Raw genomic sequence first — 21,209 nt, forward strand, 5'->3', positions numbered from 1 at the left:
TTTAACATTTTTTGAAATTATATCTTATTATCTCTTCTTACCTTTACTAATTTTTTCTTTATATTTATTTGTTTATAATCTTTCAAGAATTTCTCACCTTTATAATTTAATAAGTCAACATATGAATACAGATCATGAACTTCGATTACTCCTATATCTTCATTATTTATTCCCTTTATATTACTGAATGTCCCTACTATATCTATAATTCTTATTTTTTTCTTTTTACCCGCATTTAAATATATTCTTGTTACTTCACTATGAGTTTTTTCCTTATTATTTATTTTTTTTCTGTTTTTAAAAATTTCAACTGATTTTTGTTCAAACTTATATTTGCTACTTTTTATTTCATCAATTTTTATATCTTCTAAAACATCTATATCGTATCCTATATATTCCTTTATTTCATCTATATATTTTTTATCTTTCTCACTTACTATAGTCACTGCTTTTCCATGTCGATCGTGTCTTCCGGTTCTCCCTATTCTATGAATATAATTTTCCTTATCCCTAGGAACATCATAATTTATTACCAATGATATATCATCTATATGAATACCTCTACTAGCTACATCTGTACTTACTAATACATTATATTTTCCGTTTTTTAAATCTTTAATGGTAAATATCCTTTTCTCTTGAGACATATCTCCATGTAATTGCTCTACTAAAAATTTATCTTTTTTCATTCTTCTATATAATTGAGATACCTTATCTTTAGTATTCAAAAATATTATTGTTGTTTCAGGATTTAAATCATATATAATATTCTTTAAATTTTCATATCGATCTTCATCTTTAGAATACATTAACTTTTCTTCTATTTTGTTTTTGTAAATACAATTTTCATTAACAATAATCTCATTATATTTTCCAATGTACATTTCACATATATGACTTATTTCTTTATCTATTGTGGCTGAAAATAATCCAGTCGTAACGGATGTAGGAATATTGTTAAATATAAATTCCATATCATCCACAAAACCTTTATTTAACATTTTATCCGCTTCATCTATAATAAAATATTCTAAATTATTTAAATTGATTGTTTCTCTATTTATATGATCAATTATTCTTCCAGGAGTTGCTACAACTATATGCACTCTTTGCTTCAGCTCAAAAATTTGCTCTTTTATTGGTTGTTTCCCAAATATAGCGCTACATCTGATTTTCTTTAATCTTCCTATATTTGAAATTTCATCTTTTACTTGAAGAGCTAACTCTCTTGTTGGAACTACTATTAATGCTTGTATATTATTATTTTCAATATTTATGTTCTCACATATAGGAATTCCAAAACTAGCTGTTTTACCACTTCCAGTTCTTGATTTAACTACAATATTTTCTTTATTTAAAAGCTTTGGAACCACTTCTTCCTGAACTTTTGATGGTTCTATGTATCCCATATTAAAAAGAGCTTTAGTTATATATTTATTCAATTTAAATTTTCTAAAATTATTATCCATCTTATCACCTTATTTCACTAAAATAAATTTTTATAGCTATTTATTATATCACATATCAGAACTAATATTACTTTTTTAACATATATTATATAATCGCTTTGATTTAGGAGGTGGACCTATTTGTGCAATCAAAAGATTTTTTTTGAATATTTGACAGTTATCCTAAATAATTCTAACTTGCCAAAAAATAATATAAACAATTATTTAAAAAGCATTAGTTTTCTAAATAGTGAACTTCAAACAATTTCGAGACATAATCCTCATTCAACAGATGAATATAATATTAATTTAGACTTGAAATCAAATCTAAAAAATGCAATGTCCATAGAAAATAAAAAAATTTCTAAATTTGTAAATCAGAAAAATCAGCTTGATAAAAGTGATCTCTATTTTAGTTTAGCTAGTTTTAATTTATATAATAGCATTTATAATAACATTTACTCCAGAAATGACTTTACATCTAAAGAGCTATACTATTGTACAAAATTTGATACTCAAAGCAATGCCATAAATCTAATAGTTAATAGCTTAAAGGAATCAAGTGAGACTCTATACTTAGATGGATACATCTTAAATCTAAAAAATTTTGCGATAGCTGATTTATTTAATTTTTATATAGAGTTGAGAGATGCCAGAGGAATAGTTTTTGCAAGTAAAATTTTCAAAAACATAGATATAGCCGGTAACTTAGGAGTATTTTCTGCAAAAAAAGTATATCTTCCTTTTTTAAGTAAAGAGTATGAGCTGTTTAATACAGACTTAAGCACTATTACTTGGTACTATACTTACGATTTTGTTTAAATTTTCAGAATTAACTCATAAATCAAATTCACCTTTAATAAAATTAAATATAATATATTTTAAAGGAGCGTTGTACTTATGTTTGAAATAATAAAATTTGCTTATAATAATAAACCTATCGCTAGATTAGATTCAAATAATATAGTTCATAATCATCTATACCATAACTGTCCTATTGGTAAAGTTTCTAATAATATAGTTTATGATAGCTTTAACAATATTGCAGGAAGTGTAGATAATGATGGATTTGTATACTCTATAAAATCTAACGTGTCCCCTATTGGAAATATTGATAGTGATGGGTATATATATAAAGATAATAAATTAGTTGGTAAAATAAACTTTAAGAATTCTATGTGCCCTAAACTAGCTGGAGCTTCATACCTTTTACTGATTCATGAAAATAGATAATAAAAAAGGCCCCTTGTATAAATGCAAGGGGCCTTACTTTTAAAAACTATTTTTTACAACATATTTTTTTAGCTGTTTTACATAGTTCCTTATTGTCTTCTAGTATAGCCATTAATATTAACTCTTCTAAACCTGGATGACCACATGGAAAATGTCCGCCATTTTCTAATATTCTTATTATTTCTCTTATTCCTGGGTGCCCGCATGGTAAATCCATATCTGATAATAAATCATATACAAATTTCCCTAAAATTTCATACACATCATTTTTATTTCTATCTCTACAAGTTGGGAATTTAACCCATTGCCATCCATTTGAACAATTACACTTGCATTTGTTACAGCAATTACATGGTTTCCATTGATTATTGCATTGACAAGTCTTTTTACAAGAACATCCTTTTTTATATTTGCAGCTCATGCTTTCAGCTCCTATATAGTAATATATGGATAAAATATCCATACATTACTATATGACAAGTTTCATTTTTTGACACTATTTTACTTTTTTTATTTTTATTCATTTTTTTGCACCATATTTTACACTTTTATATATATTAATATAAGGAGGTGTGTATATATGCAAAATAGAAACTTTTTATGTTGCAGATGTAGATGCTGTGGAAGATGTTTTTTATTTTTTAAAATTTGTCCTAGATGTGGTTGCTGTAGATGTTGTTGCAGATGTAAATGTGGATGTTAATTGTATTAAAAAGTCGATCTAAATATAGATCGACTTTTTTTATTTAATAATTATTTTAATTTTAGTTCCTTCCCCAGCTTCACTAGCCAAGTCTATATCAAATCCATGAGCAATTATAATGTCTTTAGCTATTGCCATTCCAAGTCCAGACCCTTTATGTACCTCTCCAGTACTTGTCCCTCTATAGTATCTATCAAATATTCTTTCTAAATCTTTTTTTTCAATACCTTTTCCATTATCTTCAATATTTATAATTGTTTCAGCTTCACTTATATATTCAACTTCAACTTTAATTTTAACTTTATCATTGTTATGAATTAATGCATTATAAACAAGATTGTTTATTACCCTCTTAAAAAGCATACTGTCTACTGATTTAATTATAGAGTCTTTGTTTGAAGTAAACTCAACATCTCTATTAGAGTATTTGGGATCATTTAAAATTTGAATAACAGAATCTTTTATTATTCTAACTATATTTTCATCATTTTTGTTTAAAACTCTATCGCTACTTTTTAATTTCATAGTTAAGTTTAAATCATCAACTAATTCTTTTATATACTCTGATTTTTCATTTATTATAACTCCATAATCTTTAGCTTCTTCTCTATTAATATCATAATCCTCATCACTTAAAATTTCCGCATATCCTTTTATTGAAGATAAAGGAGTTTTTATATCATGAGAAATATTTGCTATCCACTCTTGTTTTAGTTTGTCTAATTTGTTTCTTTCGATTTCATTACTTTTTAATGTATCTGATAATTTATTTAATTTTTTATATACACTTACATACAATCCTTTTTCTGTGTAGTATACATCGTACTTTCCTTCTTCTAAATTTTCTACACCTTTTATAATATTTTTCATAGGCTTTGTTAGTCTTCTACTAAAAATATATCCAACTATTAAAGCTATTAATAAATCTATAAATAATATTATCCATATTGATTTAAAAATAGTGTCTGCTAAGTCTTTAAGATTATATGTTATTATATATTTTTCTACTTCTCCCTTTGGAAATCCTAGTAAGTATGTATATTCTACATCCCCTACTTTTTTACTAGAAACTAAAATATTGTCTGCTCCCGAGTTAGGTAATCCACCTGCATACTTATATCCATTTATAAGCTCCATTGGAGTATACTTTTTGTTTAATTCTTTTGGGGCATTATATCGATATACTTGATTTCCATTTTCATCTAAAATTTGTATCCAAATTCCTTTATCATCTAAAGATTTTTTTCCTTCTTTACTTATATCTATTTTATCACTCTCAACTTGAATATCTTTACTAAACTCTCTAGTGAATTCAGTTTCTGGAATTTTAGGAGAATTTGATTTGTTCGATAGCGTGACTCCTATTATTCCAATTATATTTAATATAGTTACAATCATAACTACACAAATAATACTAACTACATATCTTAGTGTTATTTTCCACTTCATATTAATCTTCCTTTAAAGTTAATTTATACCCTAATCCTTTAATATTTTTTATATATTTAGGTTTAGATGGATTATCTTCTATTTTTTCTCTAAGTCTTCTTATATGTACCATTATAGTGTTATCATAGCCTATAAAATCATCGCCCCATACTTCGTCGCAAAATTTCTCTTTGCTTATAATTTGCTCTAAGTGTCTAGCCATATATAAAAACATTTTAAATTCTTTAGCTTTTAATTCCAGAGTCTTTCCATTTTTTTTAACTTCTACTTTATCTTCATCTATTTCAAATGGCCCAAACTCTATCTTACTACTTTCAGGTTCTTCTTTTATTGAATTTAATATAATATTTTTCTTTAGATTTAACTTTACCCTAAGCACAACTTCTTTTGGACTAAATGGCTTTGTTATATAATCATCAGCCCCCAATGCAAGCCCTACTAGCCTATCCATTTCTTCAGTCTTAGCTGATAAAAATAAAACTGGAACTTGAGATATAGCTCTAATTTCTTTAAACACATCATATCCTTCTTTATCCGGCAACATTATATCTAACACTACTATATCTATATTTTTATTTTTAAATATATCTAAAGCTTCATTCCCTGTTTCTGCTGTATAAATATTATTAAATCCTTCCTTTTTAAAAACGGTGCTTAATAACTTTAATATATCTACTTCATCATCTACTAGTAGTATGTTCTTTTCTTTTATTGTACTTTCCATATAAACCTCCTATATCATTTTTACAACTTTTATTTAATTGTATTTTATCCTAAAAACCCCTAATTTACAAATAATGTATGTAAAGCAAAATGACTAATATTTAATCATAATTAAATATTAGTCATTTTTTATAAATCCTATAACTCGTTGCTTTAAGTTTATTTAGTTAAAACTTTTCTAAATACATATATATTTAATCCAATACCTATTAATAAAGTTGCTACTAATACTATATAAGCTAAGCTTATTAACCCTAAACTTTGTCCAAATAAGCTAATATTTCCCATATAGTTTCCTATAATCATATCTGGATGCATTATTATATCTATATAGTTTGAGTAATTGATTACACTTATTAGTTTCGCAGGTAAAAATTTCATTAAAGTTAATATCTTTCCTATAACTAAGAATACAGTAATTCCAACTATAGATTCTACTGAGTTTTTAGTTATAAACGAAAATAAACTTGCAAATATTCCAGTACTTATAAATATAGTCATCATTGTTAATATGCTTTGAACAGTATACTCATTTATTGAAATTGGATTTACCAATGTCACTATATCAACTATTCTATATGCTTGCAATGCTCCATTTACCGGTTGTCCATATTGAACCATAGTTATACAACCTATTATTAATACATATATTAAATAAAAAACTGCAGGTACTATTATAGATAATGAAAGTTTTGAAAATAAAGCTTTAGACTTATTTTTACTTGATAGTATTATAGAATCTACATTTGATAATTTTTCGTCTGTGTATATATTAGAAAATATATATATTACAATACCAATTATAACAATACTTGAAAGCATGCTACTTAATCTATAATTTAAAACTTTATAAAAGTTTACATCTTTATATTCTTTTCCTGAATCATGATTAAGCTTTAAACTTGCCATTTCACTAGCTTTTTTGCTTAATTCATCTTGTTTTTTTAAATTTTTCTGTAATTTAATTTCTTTTGATTCACTAACCTTATAATTTAATTTTTCATTTGTTATAGTATATTCAGATCTAGTATCTGATATATAATTTCCTTTTTCATCTATATATGAATTCTCTGTTTCCAAATCAGGTTTTAAAAGACTCATTATTCCACATAAAAGTATTAAAACAATACTTGATACTATTATGGATTTATTTTTAAATAACTTTTTTATTTCCCATTTAAGCATACGCTACCTCCTAAAGATAATTTTATAGTTTTATGTTTATACTACACGGTGTATAAATTATCTTTCTTGTAAGAAACCTATACTTGTAAGTCTATATAATAAATAACTTCCTAATATACTTATACCTATAAATACTATAAAAGCTATAGGTGATACTCCATATCTTATAAGTTCTGAACTATACATTCCAAATAAAGGTGTAAATCCTAATATTTTTTGACTTACAAAACCACCTGCTATATATGGCACACCCATTACTAATCCACCTATAAAGAATGGTCCAACAGCTTTTTGACTTATAGATGATAACCACAAACCTAATTGTGCAAATAAGAAAGATCCTAAAATTACCGTTAATGTCATTATCATTAACATTTGTAATACAGTTAAATTAGACCCACTATTTCCAAAATACCAAATATTTTTTATACTCATGTGTAATCCACTGAAGTTATTTCCTATTATTATCTTAAAGCTCATAACCACAAGTATCGATAAATTTATTAAACTAGCAGCTAATCCATATGCAATACTCTTAGCTAACACTAATTTATTTTTACCATTTTTAGTAGATTTAACTATAGAGTCCATATTAGAGCTATATTCTAATATGTAACTTCCAGAAAATAAACTAAACATTAAAATCCCCATTAAAGGAGCTAATCCATAAAACTTACTAAATAAATCTCCATAACTATCTGATATTCCAAAGTTTTTAACACTTATATATGCTAAGAATAAAGAAAATACCCAAAATACCATTACGCCTTTTTTCTTCATTAGCTTTTTAAATTCTGCATTTACAATATTAGTCATAATTTATACCTCCCTTGAATCTTCTAAATCAAAATAAAACATATATACATCCTCAAATCTAGGCTCTATACTCTTTGCATCAAAACCTGTTATTGAATTTTCACTGATAACTCTAAGTTCTATATCTTCTACTCCACGTTGTACATTAACTACTTTGTAATTATTTTGTATTGCATAAACTTCACTTTCATCTTTAGCTTTTATACTATAAACTTTTCCTTTCATATCATCTAATATTTCTTTGTGTGTACCTTGTAATAATACTTTTCCATCCTTTATCATTATGGTTTCTTTAGCAACAGATTCTATATCTGATATAATATGTGTTGATAATATTACTATAGTTTCTTTTCCTATTTGAGATAATAAGTTCCTAAATCTTGCTCTTTCTTGAGGGTCAAGTCCTGCTGTTGGCTCATCTAGTATAAGAATTTTAGGATCATTTAAAAGAGCTTGTGCTATCCCAACCCTTCTTTTCATCCCTCCTGAAAATTTTGATATTGCTTTATTTCTTACCTCGTAAAGTCCTACTAACTTTAGCAATTTATCAGTTTTTTCCTTAGCCATGCTTTTATCCATACCTTTTAATGCCCCTATATATAATAAGAAGTCTTTTGCACTAAAGTTTTTGTAAGCATCAAAATCTTGCGGTAAATAACCTACTACAGCTCTATAGTTTTCATCCAAAGTATTTATGTCTTTTCCATTGTAAAGAATTTTTCCACTTGTAGGTAGTTTTAATGTTGCTATTTGTTTCATTAAAGTTGTTTTCCCCGCTCCATTTGGCCCAAGCAATCCATAAACTCCACTTTCTAAAACTAAGTTTATATTTTCATTCGCGTTTTTGTATTTGTATGATTTTGTTAAGTTTACTATTTCTAATTTATTCATAATTACCTCCATATATTTTGTTCATTGTTATGGTTATATTATATTTAGGTAATCTTAATCCATAATAAACTCAATCTTAAATAATCCTTAAATAAGTAAAAAAACAAAAAAATAAACACTATGCTATTTCTTATAGCATAGTGTTTATTTTTACTTAATTCCAGGTAAGTTCTTTCTTATAACATGCTCTATTGATGTTTTTTCTATATTATGACTATCTGCCAAATAACTTGTCTCTATTATAGCATTACTATCTATATCCAAAATATTACGTTTTAAAGTTGGGTAAGTAAACTTATCAGTTATACATAGAATAACTTTTGATTCATTTCCTGAATAACCTCCATATCCTTGTAAATATGTTATTGAAATACCTAAATTGTTTACAATATGATTACCTATATCTTCAATTTTGTTAGACATTACTATAATAGATCTACCTTGATTAAAGCCATCTAGTATTAAATCCACTAACTTAGTCATCATATATATTACAATTAAAGAAAACATTGCACTTTCAATACTAAGCACTATTGCAGTAACTACTAAAACGATAATATTTATACTCATTAAAAATGTAGATACTGGTATTTTAAATTTCTGATTAGCCCATACAGCCAACATTTCACTACCATCTATAGCTCCTCCGAACTTAATTACAGTTCCTGCTCCTAATCCTAATGCTACCCCTCCATAAATTACTATTAGTAACTCTGATGTAGTAACTGGTGGAACTGGTGTTAGAAAATATAAAAATGTAGATGCACAAATGTTAGCCCATAAAGTTTTAAATAAAAATATTCTATCAAATGTTTTTGATGTAAATAGTAAAATTGGTATATTAAATCCAAGTAATAGTATAAACATAGGTATCCCCGTTAATGAATGTATTATTACTGATAATGCTGTTGTTCCACTATCAACCATTCCATTTGGAGATAATATAAGTTCAAGCCCCATGGCTACAATTAATGATCCAATTGTTATCATTATAAATTCATAAACTGTTCTTATTTTTTTCGCTTTAGCTTTATTCATTTTATCACCTCTTCTAATTCCTTATAATTTTATAATCAAATTATTCTGTTTTCATAATTATATTATATAATAATTTTGTCGAGTTTTCAAGAATTTTCTGAAAATTGAATGAAATATTTTTTATTATTTATTAAAAATCAAGATTTACATATTTTTTATTATGTCAAAAGTATTATTATATATACATATCTCTATATAGTGAAGCTACACCTTTTATTAATATATCACTTTTGTTATATTTGTGCATAAGTTCCTTCAAATTTAACAATCTAGTTTAATATAGTAATCATTTGTAAAAATTTTTTAACTTTTCAAACTTAATGTTAAGTCTCTATGCTATATATTTTTTTCATTTTAATTCATTAATATCCAAATAAAATTTGCTTTTATTGCGTTCTTAATATACTTGTTAAGTACATTTAATATTTCCAGTTTCATCCCCATTAACAAATTTTTAATGTTTATATAAAATTGTTAAGCTTAAATTTAACATTTTCTTAACATAACTTGTCGAATTTTTTGGTATTATATTATCGTACATAAAAAGTAAGAAAATTGAAAATAAGAAAATTAACATTTCCGAGGAGGGAACAATCTTGTCTATATTCATAAGTCTTATTGGAGGTCTTGGTTTATTCCTTTATGGTATGAACATAATGGGAGAAGGTCTTCAAAAATCAACAGGTCCTAAACTTGAAAAAGCTATAGAGCTTTTAACTAGCAATGTAGTTATGGGAGTTTTAGTAGGAGCTGTTGTAACTGGTATTATACAAAGTAGTGGAGCTACTACTGTAATGGTAGTTGGATTCGTTAACGCAGGAATAATGACTCTATATCAAGCAATAGGTATTATAATGGGAGCAAATATAGGTACTACTGTAACAGCTCAGTTAGTATCTTTTGACGCGAGCATATTTTCATCTATAGCGTTAGGAATAGGTATTGTTTTATATATGATTGGTTCAAAATCTAAACCACAATTAAAAAACATATCAGAAATCCTTATAGGATTTGCAATACTATTTATAGGTATGGAATTTATGAAGGATGCAGTTGCACCTTTATCTGAATATGCATTCTTTAGAAATATGTTAGCAGGACTTGCAACACATCCAATATTAGCATTACTTGCTGGTTTTGCAATGACTACTTGCTTACAAAGTTCAAGTGCTTCAATGGGTATATTAATTGCTTTATCATCTCAAGGGTTAATGCCATTAGCTGGTGCATTACCAATTTTATATGGAGATAATATAGGTAGTTGTACTACATCACTTATATCAAGTGTTGGAGCAAATAAAAACGCTAAAAGAGCAGCTTTAATGCATTTATGTTTTAACGTAATAGGAACATTATTATTTATGTTAATTTTAAATAAACCTATAACAATGATAGTTACACATTTAGATCCAACTGATACAGCAAGACAAATAGCTAACTCTCATACTTTATTTAATTTAATAAACGTTATACTATTATTACCTTTCTCTAAGTATATAGTTAAATTAGTTATGTTACTTATACCTGATAAGCCAGGTGAGGAAGAAGAATATGATAGTCATGTAACTAAGTATTTAGATGAAAGAATGTTAGAAACTCCATCTATAGCTTTTGGAAATACAGTTAGAGAAGCACTTAGAATGGGTAGTAAAGCTAAAAAAAGTTTTACATGTTCTATGAATGCATTACTTGAACATTCTGAAGAAGATGCAAAAACTACTTTTGAAAAAGAAAAAATACTAGATGAACAACAAAGAAAAGTACTAGATTACCTTATAAAGCTATCTAATAAAACTTTAGATGATAAAATGAGATTTTCTCTAGATTTATTATTCCACACAGTAAATGATATAGAAAGAGTTGGAGACTTATCAGAAAATATAGCTGAATTAGCTCAGTCATCAATGAAACTTAAAGCTGTTATGTCAGATAATGCAAAATCTGAAATAGTGGATATATATGGTAAAGTTTTAGATGCCTACACTTTATCACTTGAGGCAATGAAACAAAATAGTGTAAACCTTGCAAATGATGTTTTAAAAATAGAAGATGAAGTTGATGCTTTAGATAAATTATATAGAGCTAAACATATGAATAGATTAAATACACATTCTTGTAGTATAGACTCTGGAATAATATACTTAGATTTATTAACTAATCTTGAAAGAATTTCAGATCACTCTGCAAGTATAGCTAAAAGAGTTTTAAAAATTAATCAAAATCAATCAGCTTAATTATAAACTAAAAGACTCCAATTGGAGTCTTTTTTATTGTCTTAAACTTGGATGATTTCTAGGTATAGATTCTATTAATTTTTTTGTATATTCATTTCTAGGATTGGAGTATATACTTTTAGCATATCCCATTTCTACTATTTTACCTTCATTCATAACTATTATTTCGTCACAAAAACATCTAACTACATTCAAGTTGTGCGAAATGAACAAATATGTTAAATTAAGTTTTTCTTTTAATTCTAACATCAAATTTAGAATTTGAGATTGAATTGATACATCCAGCGCTGATGTTGGCTCATCACAGATTATAAACTTGGGTCTCAATGCTAATACCCTCGCAATTGCAATTCTTTGTCTTTGACCTCCACTAAATTCATGTGGATATCTATCCATATAACTTTTATCTAATCCGCATAATTCTAATGCTTCTTTAGCAATATCATAGGCATCTTTTTTTTGAATATTTTTGTGCTTCTTAATGCCTTCCATTATTGTTTTTCCAATACTCATTTTAGGATCTAATGATGAGTATGGATCTTGAAAAATTATTTGCATATCTTTTCTAAGTTCAGTCATTTCTTTTTTGCTTATATTATTTTTTTTAGATTTATCATATATAGTTTTATTTTCAAATTCAACTTTCCCATCACTAGCCTCTATAAGGTTTAATATACACTTAGACAATGTTGATTTTCCACATCCACTTTCTCCAACTAAACCTACTATGCTTCCTCTTTTTATATTAAATGATACATCATCTACAGAGTTTTGAAATTCTCTTTTCCCAAATACTGAGGTTCTTTTTAAATTATATGCTTTGCTTAAATTACTAACTTTCAATATATAATCATTTTCCATAAATAAACCTTCCTATCTTAAATCTATATTGAAACAACTTATTTTGTGATTATTTTTTATCTCTTTTAGTTTTGGTCTGTCATTCAAACATTGTTCTATACAATACTCACACCTATTATTGAAGCTACACCCATTAGGAATTTTATCTATTGTCGGTACATTTCCTTTTATTGAGTAAAATCTATTGTTAACTAATTCTTCACCTAACCTAGACATAAGCAATCCCTTTGAATATGGATGCTTTGGATTATCAAAAAATTCATATACATCAGCTTCTTCCACTATTTTACCCAAATACATAACATATACTTTGTCAGCTATCTCTGCCACTACATCAAGGTCGTGAGTTATAAAAATCACCGACATATTGTATTCTTTACTTATATCCTTTATAAGTTTTAATATTTCCTTTTGAACTGTAACATCTAGTGCTGTTGTTGGTTCATCTGCTATTAATAACTTTGGTTTTAAAGCTATCGCCATTGCAATCATTATTCTTTGTCTCATACCTCCTGAAAGTTCATGAGGATACTTTTTTAAAACATCATTAGGATTTTTTATTTTCACCTTTTCTAACAAGTCTATAATAATATGTCTTCTTTCCGTTTTCTTTAAATTAGTGTGTTCTTTTATAACTTCTCCTATTTGATATTCAACATTAAATAATGGGTTTAAAGCTATCATAGGCTCTTGGAATATCATAGATATTTCCTTTCCTCTTATATCACACATATCTTTTTCATTTAAATCCAGTAAATCTCTACCTTCGAATTTAATATTTCCTTCTATATGAGCATTTGCAGAAATTAACTTCATTATAGCTAATGAAGTTAAGCTTTTTCCACTTCCACTTTCTCCTACTAGAGAGATTATTTCTCCATTTTTGACATCCAAATTTATATCATCTATAGTATAATTTTCATTATTATTAAATTTTATTTTTAAATTCTTAACCTCTAATAACATTTTATCCCTCCTTATACTCAGGATCTAATTTTTTCTTAAGACCTTCTCCTAAAAAATTGATCGCTAAAACAGATATTATTATCATGACTCCTGGAGGAATCCACAACCACCATTCACTTCTTAGTGTTCTCATATTTTGAGCTGCTGTAAGCATATTACCCCAACTTGGCATTGGAGGTTTTACTCCCATTCCTAAAAAGCTTAATGCTGCTTCCATTAAAATAGCATTAGCCATAGCTAGTGTCATAGCTACTAAAATACTTGACATCAAGTTTGGAATTATATGTTTTATTATTATTTCTATATTATTGAATCCAATAGCTTTAGATGCCATTATAAAATCTCTTTCCTTTATAGACATAACTTCAGCCCTAACAATTCTTGCTATATCTGTCCATGAAAGTATAGCGATTATTATAATTAAATTCGTTACACTAGGTCCTACTACTGCTGCAAGAGCTATTGCTACAATGAAAAAAGGGAAACACATAATAATATCTACAATCCTCATTATTATAGAGTCTACAACTCCTCCAAAGTACCCAGCTGCTAAACCTAAAATAACGCCTATTGTAACTTGTATTATAGTTGCAAAAATACCTACCATTAGAGAAACTCTTCCCCCATGTAAAAGTCTTATTAAAACATCACGTCCTAGCTCATCTGTTCCTAAAAGATGTTCTGAGTTTGGAGATGCGCTTATATTGAATAAGTCTACAGACGATATATCTTGATTTATAAACAATGGTCCTATAAAAGACACTACTGCTAATATTAATAAAATACTTGCTCCTAGAAAAATCAATTTATTTTTTTTCATACTATTCCTCCTACTTATCATATCTAATTCTTGGATCTATAATCGCATATAATATATCTGCAATTAAGTTAGATATCAAAATTATTATAGAAAGAATCATCAAAATCCCCATTATCAAAGAGTAGTCTCTATTTAAAACAGCCTCATAACTAAGTCTTCCTATACCTGGCCATACAAATACAGTCTCTGTTAAAAGAGCTCCTGAAAATAAAAAAGGTATTTGTAAGCAAATTATAGTAACTATAGGTATGAGTGCATTTTTCAACCCATGTCTAAATATAGCCTTGTTTAGACTCAATCCCTTTGATCTAGCCGTAGTTATATAAGCTTTATCTAGTACATCTATCATAGATGACCTCGTGTACCTCATAAATGCTGTACTTTGTAAAAATGATAAAACTATACCTGGAAGTATAATATGTTTCAATCCATCAAGCATAGCTTTAATTCCAGTGTAATCACTTCCTAGAGTTTTCATTCCCGATACAGGTAATAATTTTAAATCAAATGCAAATATTTTTATTAATATAAGACCAAAGAAAAATGCTGGTATAGAAACCCCTACAAATGATATAGTCGTAAATACTTTATCAAATAAAGTATTTTTCTTTATTGCAGATATAATTCCTATGCCAATTCCTAATACTATACTTAAGCATAGTGAAAATGTAGCTAATATAACTGTATTCGACATCCTTGAAGCTATTATATCTAAAACTGGCTTTCCATAGTAAATTGAATACCCTAAATCTCCTTTAATTGCCCTTGAAATCCACTTAAAATACTTTATATGAATAGGATCATTATAGCCAATTTTATCTAACATCTCTTTTACTACTTCTGGTGGTACAGTTGGATCTATCATTGTTGAATATGGATTACCAGGTTGTAAGTGTATAAGAGCAAATATAATTATTGAAATTCCTAGCAAAACTACTACTGCCGTTAGTAGTCTTTTTATAATATATTTAACCACTTTAACAACTCCCTTCTATTTTTAAATTTTAAAAAAAGTTATCCCTATGAAAGGATAACTTTTTTTAATTTTAATCTATATACCAATCTTTTACATTATCGAAATCATTAAATGTATATGGTTTAAAGTCTTTAAGATGAGGGTTATAAGCTTTTCTTATATTTTGAGAATATAAATATGCCCACGGAACTTCATCATTTAAAAGTTTTCCAAATTGAGAGTATATTTCTTTACGTTGTTTCTGATCAGATACACTTATTCCTTGTTCTATTAATTTATCTGCTTTTTCATTTTTGAAAGATGATATATTCCATGCAGAGTTTCCTTTTTCATCAGATGCAGATGTAGAATGCCAATAAGGTTTAGGGTCTGGATCTAATGATAAATTATTACCCATTAGATATAACTCAAAGTCATGATTTGCTACAACCTTATCCATAAGTGCTGTAAATTCCATGTTTTCAAGTTCCATTTTTACTCCTATATCTTTTAAGTTTGCTTGAATAATTGGAGCTGTCTGCTCTCTTAATTTATTTCCAGTAGGATATGTTAGCTTAACTACTAGTTCTTTTCCATCTTTATCTTCTACTATACCGTTATTATCTCTATCTTCATACCCAGCTTGTTTTAAAAGTTCCTTTGCTTTGTCTTTATTATATTTGTAATTATTTAAAGTTGATTTATCTGGATATGACCATGAACTTGGTAGCATAGGTGTATCTACAACTTGTCCATTTCCTTCTAATAATTTATCTACCATAGCATTTCTATCTAAAGCATACATAAATGCTTGTCTTAAATTTTTATCTTGGAATTTTTTATCTCTAAGATTGAATCCCATGTACTGAACTAGGTTACTATCATATGATGTAACATCCATACCTTCTGACTCTAGCTCTTTTATATCTTTATTTTTTAGATTCGATGCATCAATAACATCTACTGTTCCATTTAATAGTTCTCCAGTAGCCGTATCTTCGTTAGTAACCTTTAATATGAACTTTTCTGTTTTTACATCTCCGTCAAAATAGTTATCATTTCTTTTTAACTGAACATCTTGTCCTTCAGTGAAAGATACTACTTCATATGGACCTGTACCTACTGGTTTTGTAAGTAAATCTTTTTTATCTTTCCATTGAGCTATAGGTACTTCTCCCCATATATGTTTTGGTATTATACCTATGCTTCCTAAGTTTGTAAGCCCCGGAGAATATGGTTCTGCAAATGTAAATTTAATTGTATTCTTATCAATAACCTCAATACCTTCTATTTTATCAACACTGCCTTCGTGGTAATCTTTCGCTCCCTTTAATTTTTCAACATAACCATATTTTGACCCTGTATATCCTTTATCAGCTAAACTTGTGAATGTAAATGCTACGTCATTTGTAGTTAACGTTTTCCCATCACTCCATTTAATATTATCTTTTAACTTAAATGTTATACTTAAGTTATCATCAGATATCTCGTATGATTTAGCTAACTCTGGTTTTGGATTTAAATTTTTATCAAAACTTAAAAGTGAGTTATATGTAAGATCTATTACTGCATCATCGTATGTTGTGTCATTTAACAGTGGATTGAATATTCCTGTAGGTGAACTTGTTAATGCATATACTATACTATCTTTTGATTTTGGTTCTATAGCTTTTCCGGATTCATCCCCTTTACTACACCCCGTTAAAATACTAATACCTAAAGTAGCTGTCATTACTAAAGATATTATTCTTTTTCTTTTTTTCAATGTACATCCCTCCAAAAGTTACTCATATTTATGATTTCAGCTTTAAATATTACATTATGCCTAAAATTACGTCAATCTTTATAGTTTTTTTCTATTTTTCGATCTTGTGCGATAGTGTTTAGCTATAAAAAAGAGCAAATTTTTAAATTTGCTCTTTTTCCTACACTATACTTTTATCTATAACATCTTTTATATTAACAGATTTATTATCTTCTACTTTAACAACTTCACCTTCCCAGGTTCTTATCATTATATAATCCGATCCCTTTGAGATTAAATATTGAGGTAATAAAGGTGTTTTACCTTTTCCTTTAGGAGCATTTATTATATAAGTTGGAATAGCCATCCCAGATGTATATCCTCTTAGATACTCCATTATCTCCATACCCTCATCTACAGATGTATTAAAATGAGTAGTTCCTTTTACATGTTTACTATGGAATATATAGTAAGGTTTTACTCTTATTTTAAGAAGCTCATGATTTAAACATCTCATTAAATATTTATCATTATTAACTCCATTTAATAAAACAGCCTGATTTCCTAATGGAACTCCGTTATTTGCTAATTTTTCGCACGCTTCTTTAGTTTCTTTTGTTATTTCCATTGGGTTGTTAAAATGTGTATTTATATATATAGGATGATACTTCTTTATCATATTGCAAAATTCATCAGTGATTCTTTGTGGCATAGTTACCAAAGTTCTACTTCCTAATCTTATATAATCTACATGATCAATTTTTCTTATTTCACTAATTATCCATTCTAGCATATCATCATTAAGTGTAAGTGGATCTCCACCAGTTATAAGTACATCTCTTATTTCTGTATTCTCTTTAATATAATTTATAGACTCTTTAATTACTTCTTTGCTTTTTTTGCAATCTTCTTGTCCAATATTTCGTCTTCTTTGACAATGTCTACAGTACATAGCACACTCATTTGTAACATTTATAATTAATCTATCTGGATATCTTCTAGTTATACTACCTGCTGGATTGGTGAATTCTTCTCCCATAGGATCCAAATCACTTATTGATTCGTCTAGTTCTACACTAGATGGAATTGACATTAATTTTATTGCATCATATGGATTATTAGGATCTATTAAGCTTAGATAGTATGGAGAAATAGCCCATCTAAATTTACTTTGAACATTTTTAATATTTTCAACTTCTTTTTCAGTTAAGCTTAAAATTTTACTAAGCATATCAACATCAGTTATTCTATTAGATAACTGCCATTTATAATCATCCCAATCTTCTTCTTTTGCATTTAAAACCTCTAAAATTTTTCTTTTTCTATAGTTTATGGATTCTTCATTTTTAATACCAGTTGGAATTGTATCTTTAATTTTTATATAATCTTCTATTCTTGATTTTAACTCTGATGCTCTCTCTAAAGAAATCTTATTTTTCTCATTCATAAGCAACTTACCTAAGCTTTATCACTTAGGTTCCCCCTTCCGCGTCATAGTTGTGTTTTTTTTAACAGAATTAATGACTGATTACTTGCATTTTTTCTTTCTTTGAATTTATTCTATCATATTTTTTCTCTTTTTTCAATAAATTCTGAAATTTAACAAAATTAATAGGTCTTAATAAAATTAAGACCTATTAATTAATTTATTTATATATTATGTTTTTTACGACTTTAATTCCATTTTGAATCATACTATTAAAAAATACTATGTTCATAATTTCAGCATTATGTACTTTCGGTATATCGTAAGTATCTACTAAATCCATTGGTACTATAATTTGTTTATAAATATTATTTTGATTAAAATAAGACTTCAATGTTACTGCAAATTGATAAATACAAATATCAGTACAGTCTCCAACAATTATAACATTTTCAATATTTTTAAAACTTATATTATTCAAGCAGAAAAATCCATTAGTAGAATTTTTAGGTACTATCTTTATGTTTCTAATAGATTTTATTTCGTTAACAACTTCACTTTCTTCATCATCACTTAAACAATGAATTGGATAACTTTGTAGCTCTATAGATTCTTTAGTATGGCTATCTGTAAATGCTACAATTTTACAATTTTTACTTACTACATAATCACCTAATTTTTTAATGGGATTTATTAACTTTTCTACTCTATCTGAATATAGAGAACCTTTTTTAGCAAATCCATTATTCATATCCACAATAAATAATATGGTTTTTTCCATATCTAACTCATCAATATTTATATCTTCTAATTGAATTAAACTCTCTTTCATATATTTTAAATCATTTAATAGCTTTTCCACTTTTCCACCCCTTTTTAAATGTTTATTACAATAATATCAAAGTATTTATCTTCTATCAATTGTAACAAGTTCAAAAAACTAAAAAGTATAATTGTATACATACAATTATACTTTTTACATTTAGTAATAAACTATACTTTCAATTATATCTAATTCTTCTTCTTGACTATTTATTAAAATTAATTTTCCTTTAAATCCTTTTTTAAATTTTACTATAGCTAAATCACCTTGTTCTACTTCAAGTATATTACCATTATCTAATTTAATTTTAAAGCTTCCATTTAAGCTATAAAAGCAATTAAATTCATATCTGTAGAAACTATCATTTAAATTCATTTTAGGTTCTAAAATTATTTCTGATTTTACATTTATGTATCTTAATTCACAACTACAATCTTCACTTGTCATCAAGTTAAAGTCTGTAGCTTTTCCATAACTTATAGTATCCCAATCCCCACTAAAGCTATCTATATCAAACTTTTCAAGCTTTTTGTCATAATGATTTTGATGCCTTAATAGTAAATTACCATCTAAAACCATTATTTTTCTTTGTATATTTGGAAGTTTAGTAAATTCTGACTCTTCTGCTTCAACAGTTGCTGAGCTTATTCTCCATTTAAAATTTTTCTTTTCATACGAAGAATTTTCAGGATATATATACAATTGATTTGTGATTCCTCCAGACCATTTGTTAATTTTCTGACCTTGCTCTTTTATAATTTTAATTTTACAAGTCAAAATATCCCCCTCCTAATTTAAATACGTATTTATATTAATTATATATTAAATTTGACCCGTATATTACAATGTACTAAAATTATATTAAAAATAAAACTGTAGAACATAATGTTCTACAGTTTTATTTTTAATATCTTGCTCTATCTATTCCTCCAAGTACTATATGTGCAACTCCTGCGCCTACTAAAAGAGCACCTGCCATATTTTTATAATCTTTTTTATCAAATTTATCATGCTTATTTTGCTTAACATCTAACACAATTCCTGCTGTCGTAACTGCTGTACCTAGTGCTATTGGAATCATACCTTTTTTCATAAATTCACCCTCCATACAAATTAATAAGTTTTAATAGTTTAAAACTATATAGTTAATATCTCACGAATTTTATCTTTACATTCGAAGTAATATTTTCATAATTTGTATAAAAGTATTTTCATTAATATTTATTTATAAATTTTGGTATACTTTATTTATATAATAAATTAAAATTAGGAGATTATTTTATGAGATATGTTATAGTATCAGTAACCAAAGGAAATGCAGGTGATTTTAATAATAGACTTCGAAAAAACTTATTTGAAAAATTTGGAGCTAAATCTTCAAAACTTCCACCACACTTTACAATAAAATCTCCATTTGAATCAGAAGATTTATCATCACTTGAAAATATGTTACAAAAGTTTTGTAATTCAAATCCTATTTCTAAATATAAAATAGATGGTTATGAACATTTTGATGACCGTGTTGTTTATATGAAAGTTTTAATGAGCCCTCAGGGAAAAATAATCCATGATAAATTAATATCAGAGTTAGAAAAGTTTAAATATATTAAATTCAATAATCACGATGGAAAAGATAAAATTTTTCATGTAACTTTAGCATCTAAAAAGATCAAGAAAAGTTATAAGGACATTTTCAATTATGTAACTCCAATACCGTGTAGCTTTGATTGTACTTTTGATAATATATCAATATTTAAATGGCAAGATGATACATGGGTTTTACATAAAGAATATTTATTTAAATAGATAAAAAATTCACCTAGTTCCATAGATTATGCATATTTTTTAGTAAATATGATTTCATTAAGCGTAGTAAAAAAGGAAAGATAATTAT

The 21,209-nt window shown here is 26.8% G+C and carries 22 protein-coding genes; 5 read left to right on the forward strand and 17 right to left on the reverse strand.

The features are described 5' to 3' along the window. Positions 1-17 precede the first annotated feature (17 nt). Positions 18-1,442 carry a DEAD/DEAH box helicase gene (locus tag KXZ80_RS10860; RefSeq protein ID WP_332844002.1) on the reverse strand — a complete coding sequence of 475 codons (1,425 nt, stop codon included), beginning with the start codon at positions 1,440-1,442 and terminating at the stop codon, positions 18-20. Between the two features lie 147 nt (positions 1,443-1,589). Between KXZ80_RS10860 and KXZ80_RS10865 the strand changes: the two genes are divergently transcribed. Together KXZ80_RS10865 and KXZ80_RS10870 are read left to right on the forward strand one after the other, a co-directional pair. Next, entirely contained in the window at positions 1,590-2,270 is a 681-nt protein-coding gene (locus tag KXZ80_RS10865) for a hypothetical protein (protein ID WP_021433501.1), read from the forward strand. Between the two features lie 78 nt (positions 2,271-2,348). Beyond that, positions 2,349-2,681: a hypothetical protein gene (locus tag KXZ80_RS10870; protein WP_021433502.1), complete on the forward strand. Its 333-nt coding sequence runs from the start codon at positions 2,349-2,351 to the stop codon at positions 2,679-2,681. 46 nt (positions 2,682-2,727) lie between these two features. Here KXZ80_RS10870 and KXZ80_RS10875 read toward each other — a convergent pair whose 3' ends face one another. Then, entirely contained in the window at positions 2,728-3,144 is a 417-nt protein-coding gene (locus KXZ80_RS10875) for a hypothetical protein (RefSeq protein ID WP_223132717.1), read from the reverse strand. Positions 3,145-3,253: 109 nt separating this feature from the next. On the opposite strand from KXZ80_RS10875, the gene KXZ80_RS10880 reads away from it, so the two are divergent. Then, positions 3,254-3,406 carry a hypothetical protein gene (locus KXZ80_RS10880; RefSeq protein ID WP_021433504.1) on the forward strand — a complete coding sequence of 51 codons (153 nt, stop codon included), beginning with the start codon at positions 3,254-3,256 and terminating at the stop codon, positions 3,404-3,406. 17 nt (positions 3,407-3,423) lie between these two features. Here KXZ80_RS10880 and KXZ80_RS10885 read toward each other — a convergent pair whose 3' ends face one another. The 6 genes from KXZ80_RS10885 to KXZ80_RS10910 form a co-directional block, all read right to left on the reverse strand. Next, positions 3,424-4,833 carry a sensor histidine kinase gene (locus KXZ80_RS10885; RefSeq protein ID WP_021433505.1) on the reverse strand — a complete coding sequence of 470 codons (1,410 nt, stop codon included), beginning with the start codon at positions 4,831-4,833 and terminating at the stop codon, positions 3,424-3,426. Position 4,834: 1 nt separating this feature from the next. Continuing rightward, positions 4,835-5,557, reverse strand: a complete 723-nt coding sequence (locus KXZ80_RS10890) for a response regulator transcription factor (protein WP_021433506.1) — start codon at positions 5,555-5,557, stop codon at positions 4,835-4,837. Between the two features lie 158 nt (positions 5,558-5,715). Further along, entirely contained in the window at positions 5,716-6,741 is a 1,026-nt protein-coding gene (locus tag KXZ80_RS10895; protein ID WP_021433507.1) for an ABC-2 transporter family protein, read from the reverse strand. Positions 6,742-6,798: 57 nt separating this feature from the next. Then, positions 6,799-7,557, reverse strand: coding sequence for an ABC-2 transporter family protein (locus tag KXZ80_RS10900; RefSeq protein WP_021433508.1), 759 nt, complete (start codon positions 7,555-7,557; stop codon positions 6,799-6,801). Between the two features lie 3 nt (positions 7,558-7,560). Further along, positions 7,561-8,448, reverse strand: a complete 888-nt coding sequence (locus tag KXZ80_RS10905) for an ABC transporter ATP-binding protein (protein ID WP_021433509.1) — start codon at positions 8,446-8,448, stop codon at positions 7,561-7,563. Positions 8,449-8,598: 150 nt separating this feature from the next. Next, positions 8,599-9,486 carry a YitT family protein gene (locus KXZ80_RS10910; protein WP_021433510.1) on the reverse strand — a complete coding sequence of 296 codons (888 nt, stop codon included), beginning with the start codon at positions 9,484-9,486 and terminating at the stop codon, positions 8,599-8,601. Between the two features lie 596 nt (positions 9,487-10,082). Here KXZ80_RS10910 and KXZ80_RS10915 point away from each other — a divergent pair. After that, entirely contained in the window at positions 10,083-11,720 is a 1,638-nt protein-coding gene (locus KXZ80_RS10915; RefSeq protein WP_021433511.1) for a Na/Pi cotransporter family protein, read from the forward strand. Between the two features lie 33 nt (positions 11,721-11,753). Here KXZ80_RS10915 and KXZ80_RS10920 read toward each other — a convergent pair whose 3' ends face one another. From KXZ80_RS10920 to KXZ80_RS10960, 9 genes are all read right to left on the reverse strand, one after another. After that, positions 11,754-12,581: an ATP-binding cassette domain-containing protein gene (locus KXZ80_RS10920; protein WP_021433512.1), complete on the reverse strand. Its 828-nt coding sequence runs from the start codon at positions 12,579-12,581 to the stop codon at positions 11,754-11,756. A gap of 12 nt (positions 12,582-12,593) precedes the next feature. Further along, complete coding sequence (locus KXZ80_RS10925; RefSeq protein ID WP_021433513.1) at positions 12,594-13,547, reverse strand: ABC transporter ATP-binding protein; 954 nt, start codon at positions 13,545-13,547, stop codon at positions 12,594-12,596. 1 nt (position 13,548) lies between these two features. After that, entirely contained in the window at positions 13,549-14,367 is an 819-nt protein-coding gene (gene opp4C / locus KXZ80_RS10930) for an oligopeptide ABC transporter permease (protein ID WP_021433514.1), read from the reverse strand. Between the two features lie 10 nt (positions 14,368-14,377). Further along, positions 14,378-15,343, reverse strand: a complete 966-nt coding sequence (locus KXZ80_RS10935) for an ABC transporter permease (RefSeq protein WP_021433515.1) — start codon at positions 15,341-15,343, stop codon at positions 14,378-14,380. A gap of 70 nt (positions 15,344-15,413) precedes the next feature. Beyond that, on the reverse strand, positions 15,414-17,087 hold the full coding sequence (locus tag KXZ80_RS10940) for a peptide-binding protein (protein WP_021433516.1): 1,674 nt from the start codon (positions 17,085-17,087) through the stop codon (positions 15,414-15,416). 160 nt (positions 17,088-17,247) lie between these two features. Further along, positions 17,248-18,513, reverse strand: coding sequence for a glutamate 2,3-aminomutase (gene eam, locus KXZ80_RS10945; protein ID WP_021433517.1), 1,266 nt, complete (start codon positions 18,511-18,513; stop codon positions 17,248-17,250). A 199-nt stretch (positions 18,514-18,712) separates the two neighbouring features. Then, positions 18,713-19,354 (reverse strand): isochorismatase family cysteine hydrolase, encoded by a 642-nt coding sequence (locus KXZ80_RS10950; protein WP_021433518.1) that lies wholly within the window; start codon positions 19,352-19,354, stop codon positions 18,713-18,715. Between the two features lie 120 nt (positions 19,355-19,474). Next, positions 19,475-20,092, reverse strand: coding sequence for a HutD family protein (locus KXZ80_RS10955; protein ID WP_021433519.1), 618 nt, complete (start codon positions 20,090-20,092; stop codon positions 19,475-19,477). Positions 20,093-20,219: 127 nt separating this feature from the next. Then, the gene (locus KXZ80_RS10960) at positions 20,220-20,408 is read right to left on the reverse strand and encodes a hypothetical protein (protein WP_021429477.1); all 189 of its coding nucleotides are present in this window, start codon (positions 20,406-20,408) and stop codon (positions 20,220-20,222) included. A gap of 188 nt (positions 20,409-20,596) precedes the next feature. Between KXZ80_RS10960 and KXZ80_RS10965 the strand changes: the two genes are divergently transcribed. Then, positions 20,597-21,121: a 2'-5' RNA ligase family protein gene (locus tag KXZ80_RS10965; RefSeq protein WP_021433520.1), complete on the forward strand. Its 525-nt coding sequence runs from the start codon at positions 20,597-20,599 to the stop codon at positions 21,119-21,121. Positions 21,122-21,209 lie beyond the last annotated feature (88 nt).

Origin of the sequence: Paraclostridium bifermentans (assembly GCF_019916025.1) — a bacterium.
GTDB lineage: Bacteria > Bacillota > Clostridia > Peptostreptococcales > Peptostreptococcaceae > Paraclostridium > Paraclostridium bifermentans.

Excerpts from the sequence above, each read along its gene's own strand:
- KXZ80_RS10870 (WP_021433502.1), top strand. The coding sequence starts at position 2,349 with ATGTTTGAAATAATAAAATTTGCTTATAATAATAAACCTATCGCTAGA.
- KXZ80_RS10875 (WP_223132717.1), bottom strand. The coding sequence starts at position 3,144 with ATGGATATTTTATCCATATATTACTATATAGGAGCTGAAAGCATGAGC.
- KXZ80_RS10885 (WP_021433505.1), bottom strand. The coding sequence starts at position 4,833 with ATGAAGTGGAAAATAACACTAAGATATGTAGTTAGTATTATTTGTGTA.
- KXZ80_RS10890 (WP_021433506.1), bottom strand. The coding sequence starts at position 5,557 with ATGGAAAGTACAATAAAAGAAAAGAACATACTACTAGTAGATGATGAA.
- KXZ80_RS10895 (WP_021433507.1), bottom strand. The coding sequence starts at position 6,741 with ATGCTTAAATGGGAAATAAAAAAGTTATTTAAAAATAAATCCATAATA.
- KXZ80_RS10900 (WP_021433508.1), bottom strand. The coding sequence starts at position 7,557 with ATGACTAATATTGTAAATGCAGAATTTAAAAAGCTAATGAAGAAAAAA.
- KXZ80_RS10905 (WP_021433509.1), bottom strand. The coding sequence starts at position 8,448 with ATGAATAAATTAGAAATAGTAAACTTAACAAAATCATACAAATACAAA.
- KXZ80_RS10910 (WP_021433510.1), bottom strand. The coding sequence starts at position 9,486 with ATGAATAAAGCTAAAGCGAAAAAAATAAGAACAGTTTATGAATTTATA.
- KXZ80_RS10920 (WP_021433512.1), bottom strand. The coding sequence starts at position 12,581 with ATGGAAAATGATTATATATTGAAAGTTAGTAATTTAAGCAAAGCATAT.
- KXZ80_RS10925 (WP_021433513.1), bottom strand. The coding sequence starts at position 13,547 with ATGTTATTAGAGGTTAAGAATTTAAAAATAAAATTTAATAATAATGAA.
- opp4C (WP_021433514.1), bottom strand. The coding sequence starts at position 14,367 with ATGAAAAAAAATAAATTGATTTTTCTAGGAGCAAGTATTTTATTAATA.
- eam (WP_021433517.1), bottom strand. The coding sequence starts at position 18,513 with ATGAATGAGAAAAATAAGATTTCTTTAGAGAGAGCATCAGAGTTAAAA.
- KXZ80_RS10960 (WP_021429477.1), bottom strand. The coding sequence starts at position 20,408 with ATGAAAAAAGGTATGATTCCAATAGCACTAGGTACAGCAGTTACGACA.
- KXZ80_RS10965 (WP_021433520.1), top strand. The coding sequence starts at position 20,597 with ATGAGATATGTTATAGTATCAGTAACCAAAGGAAATGCAGGTGATTTT.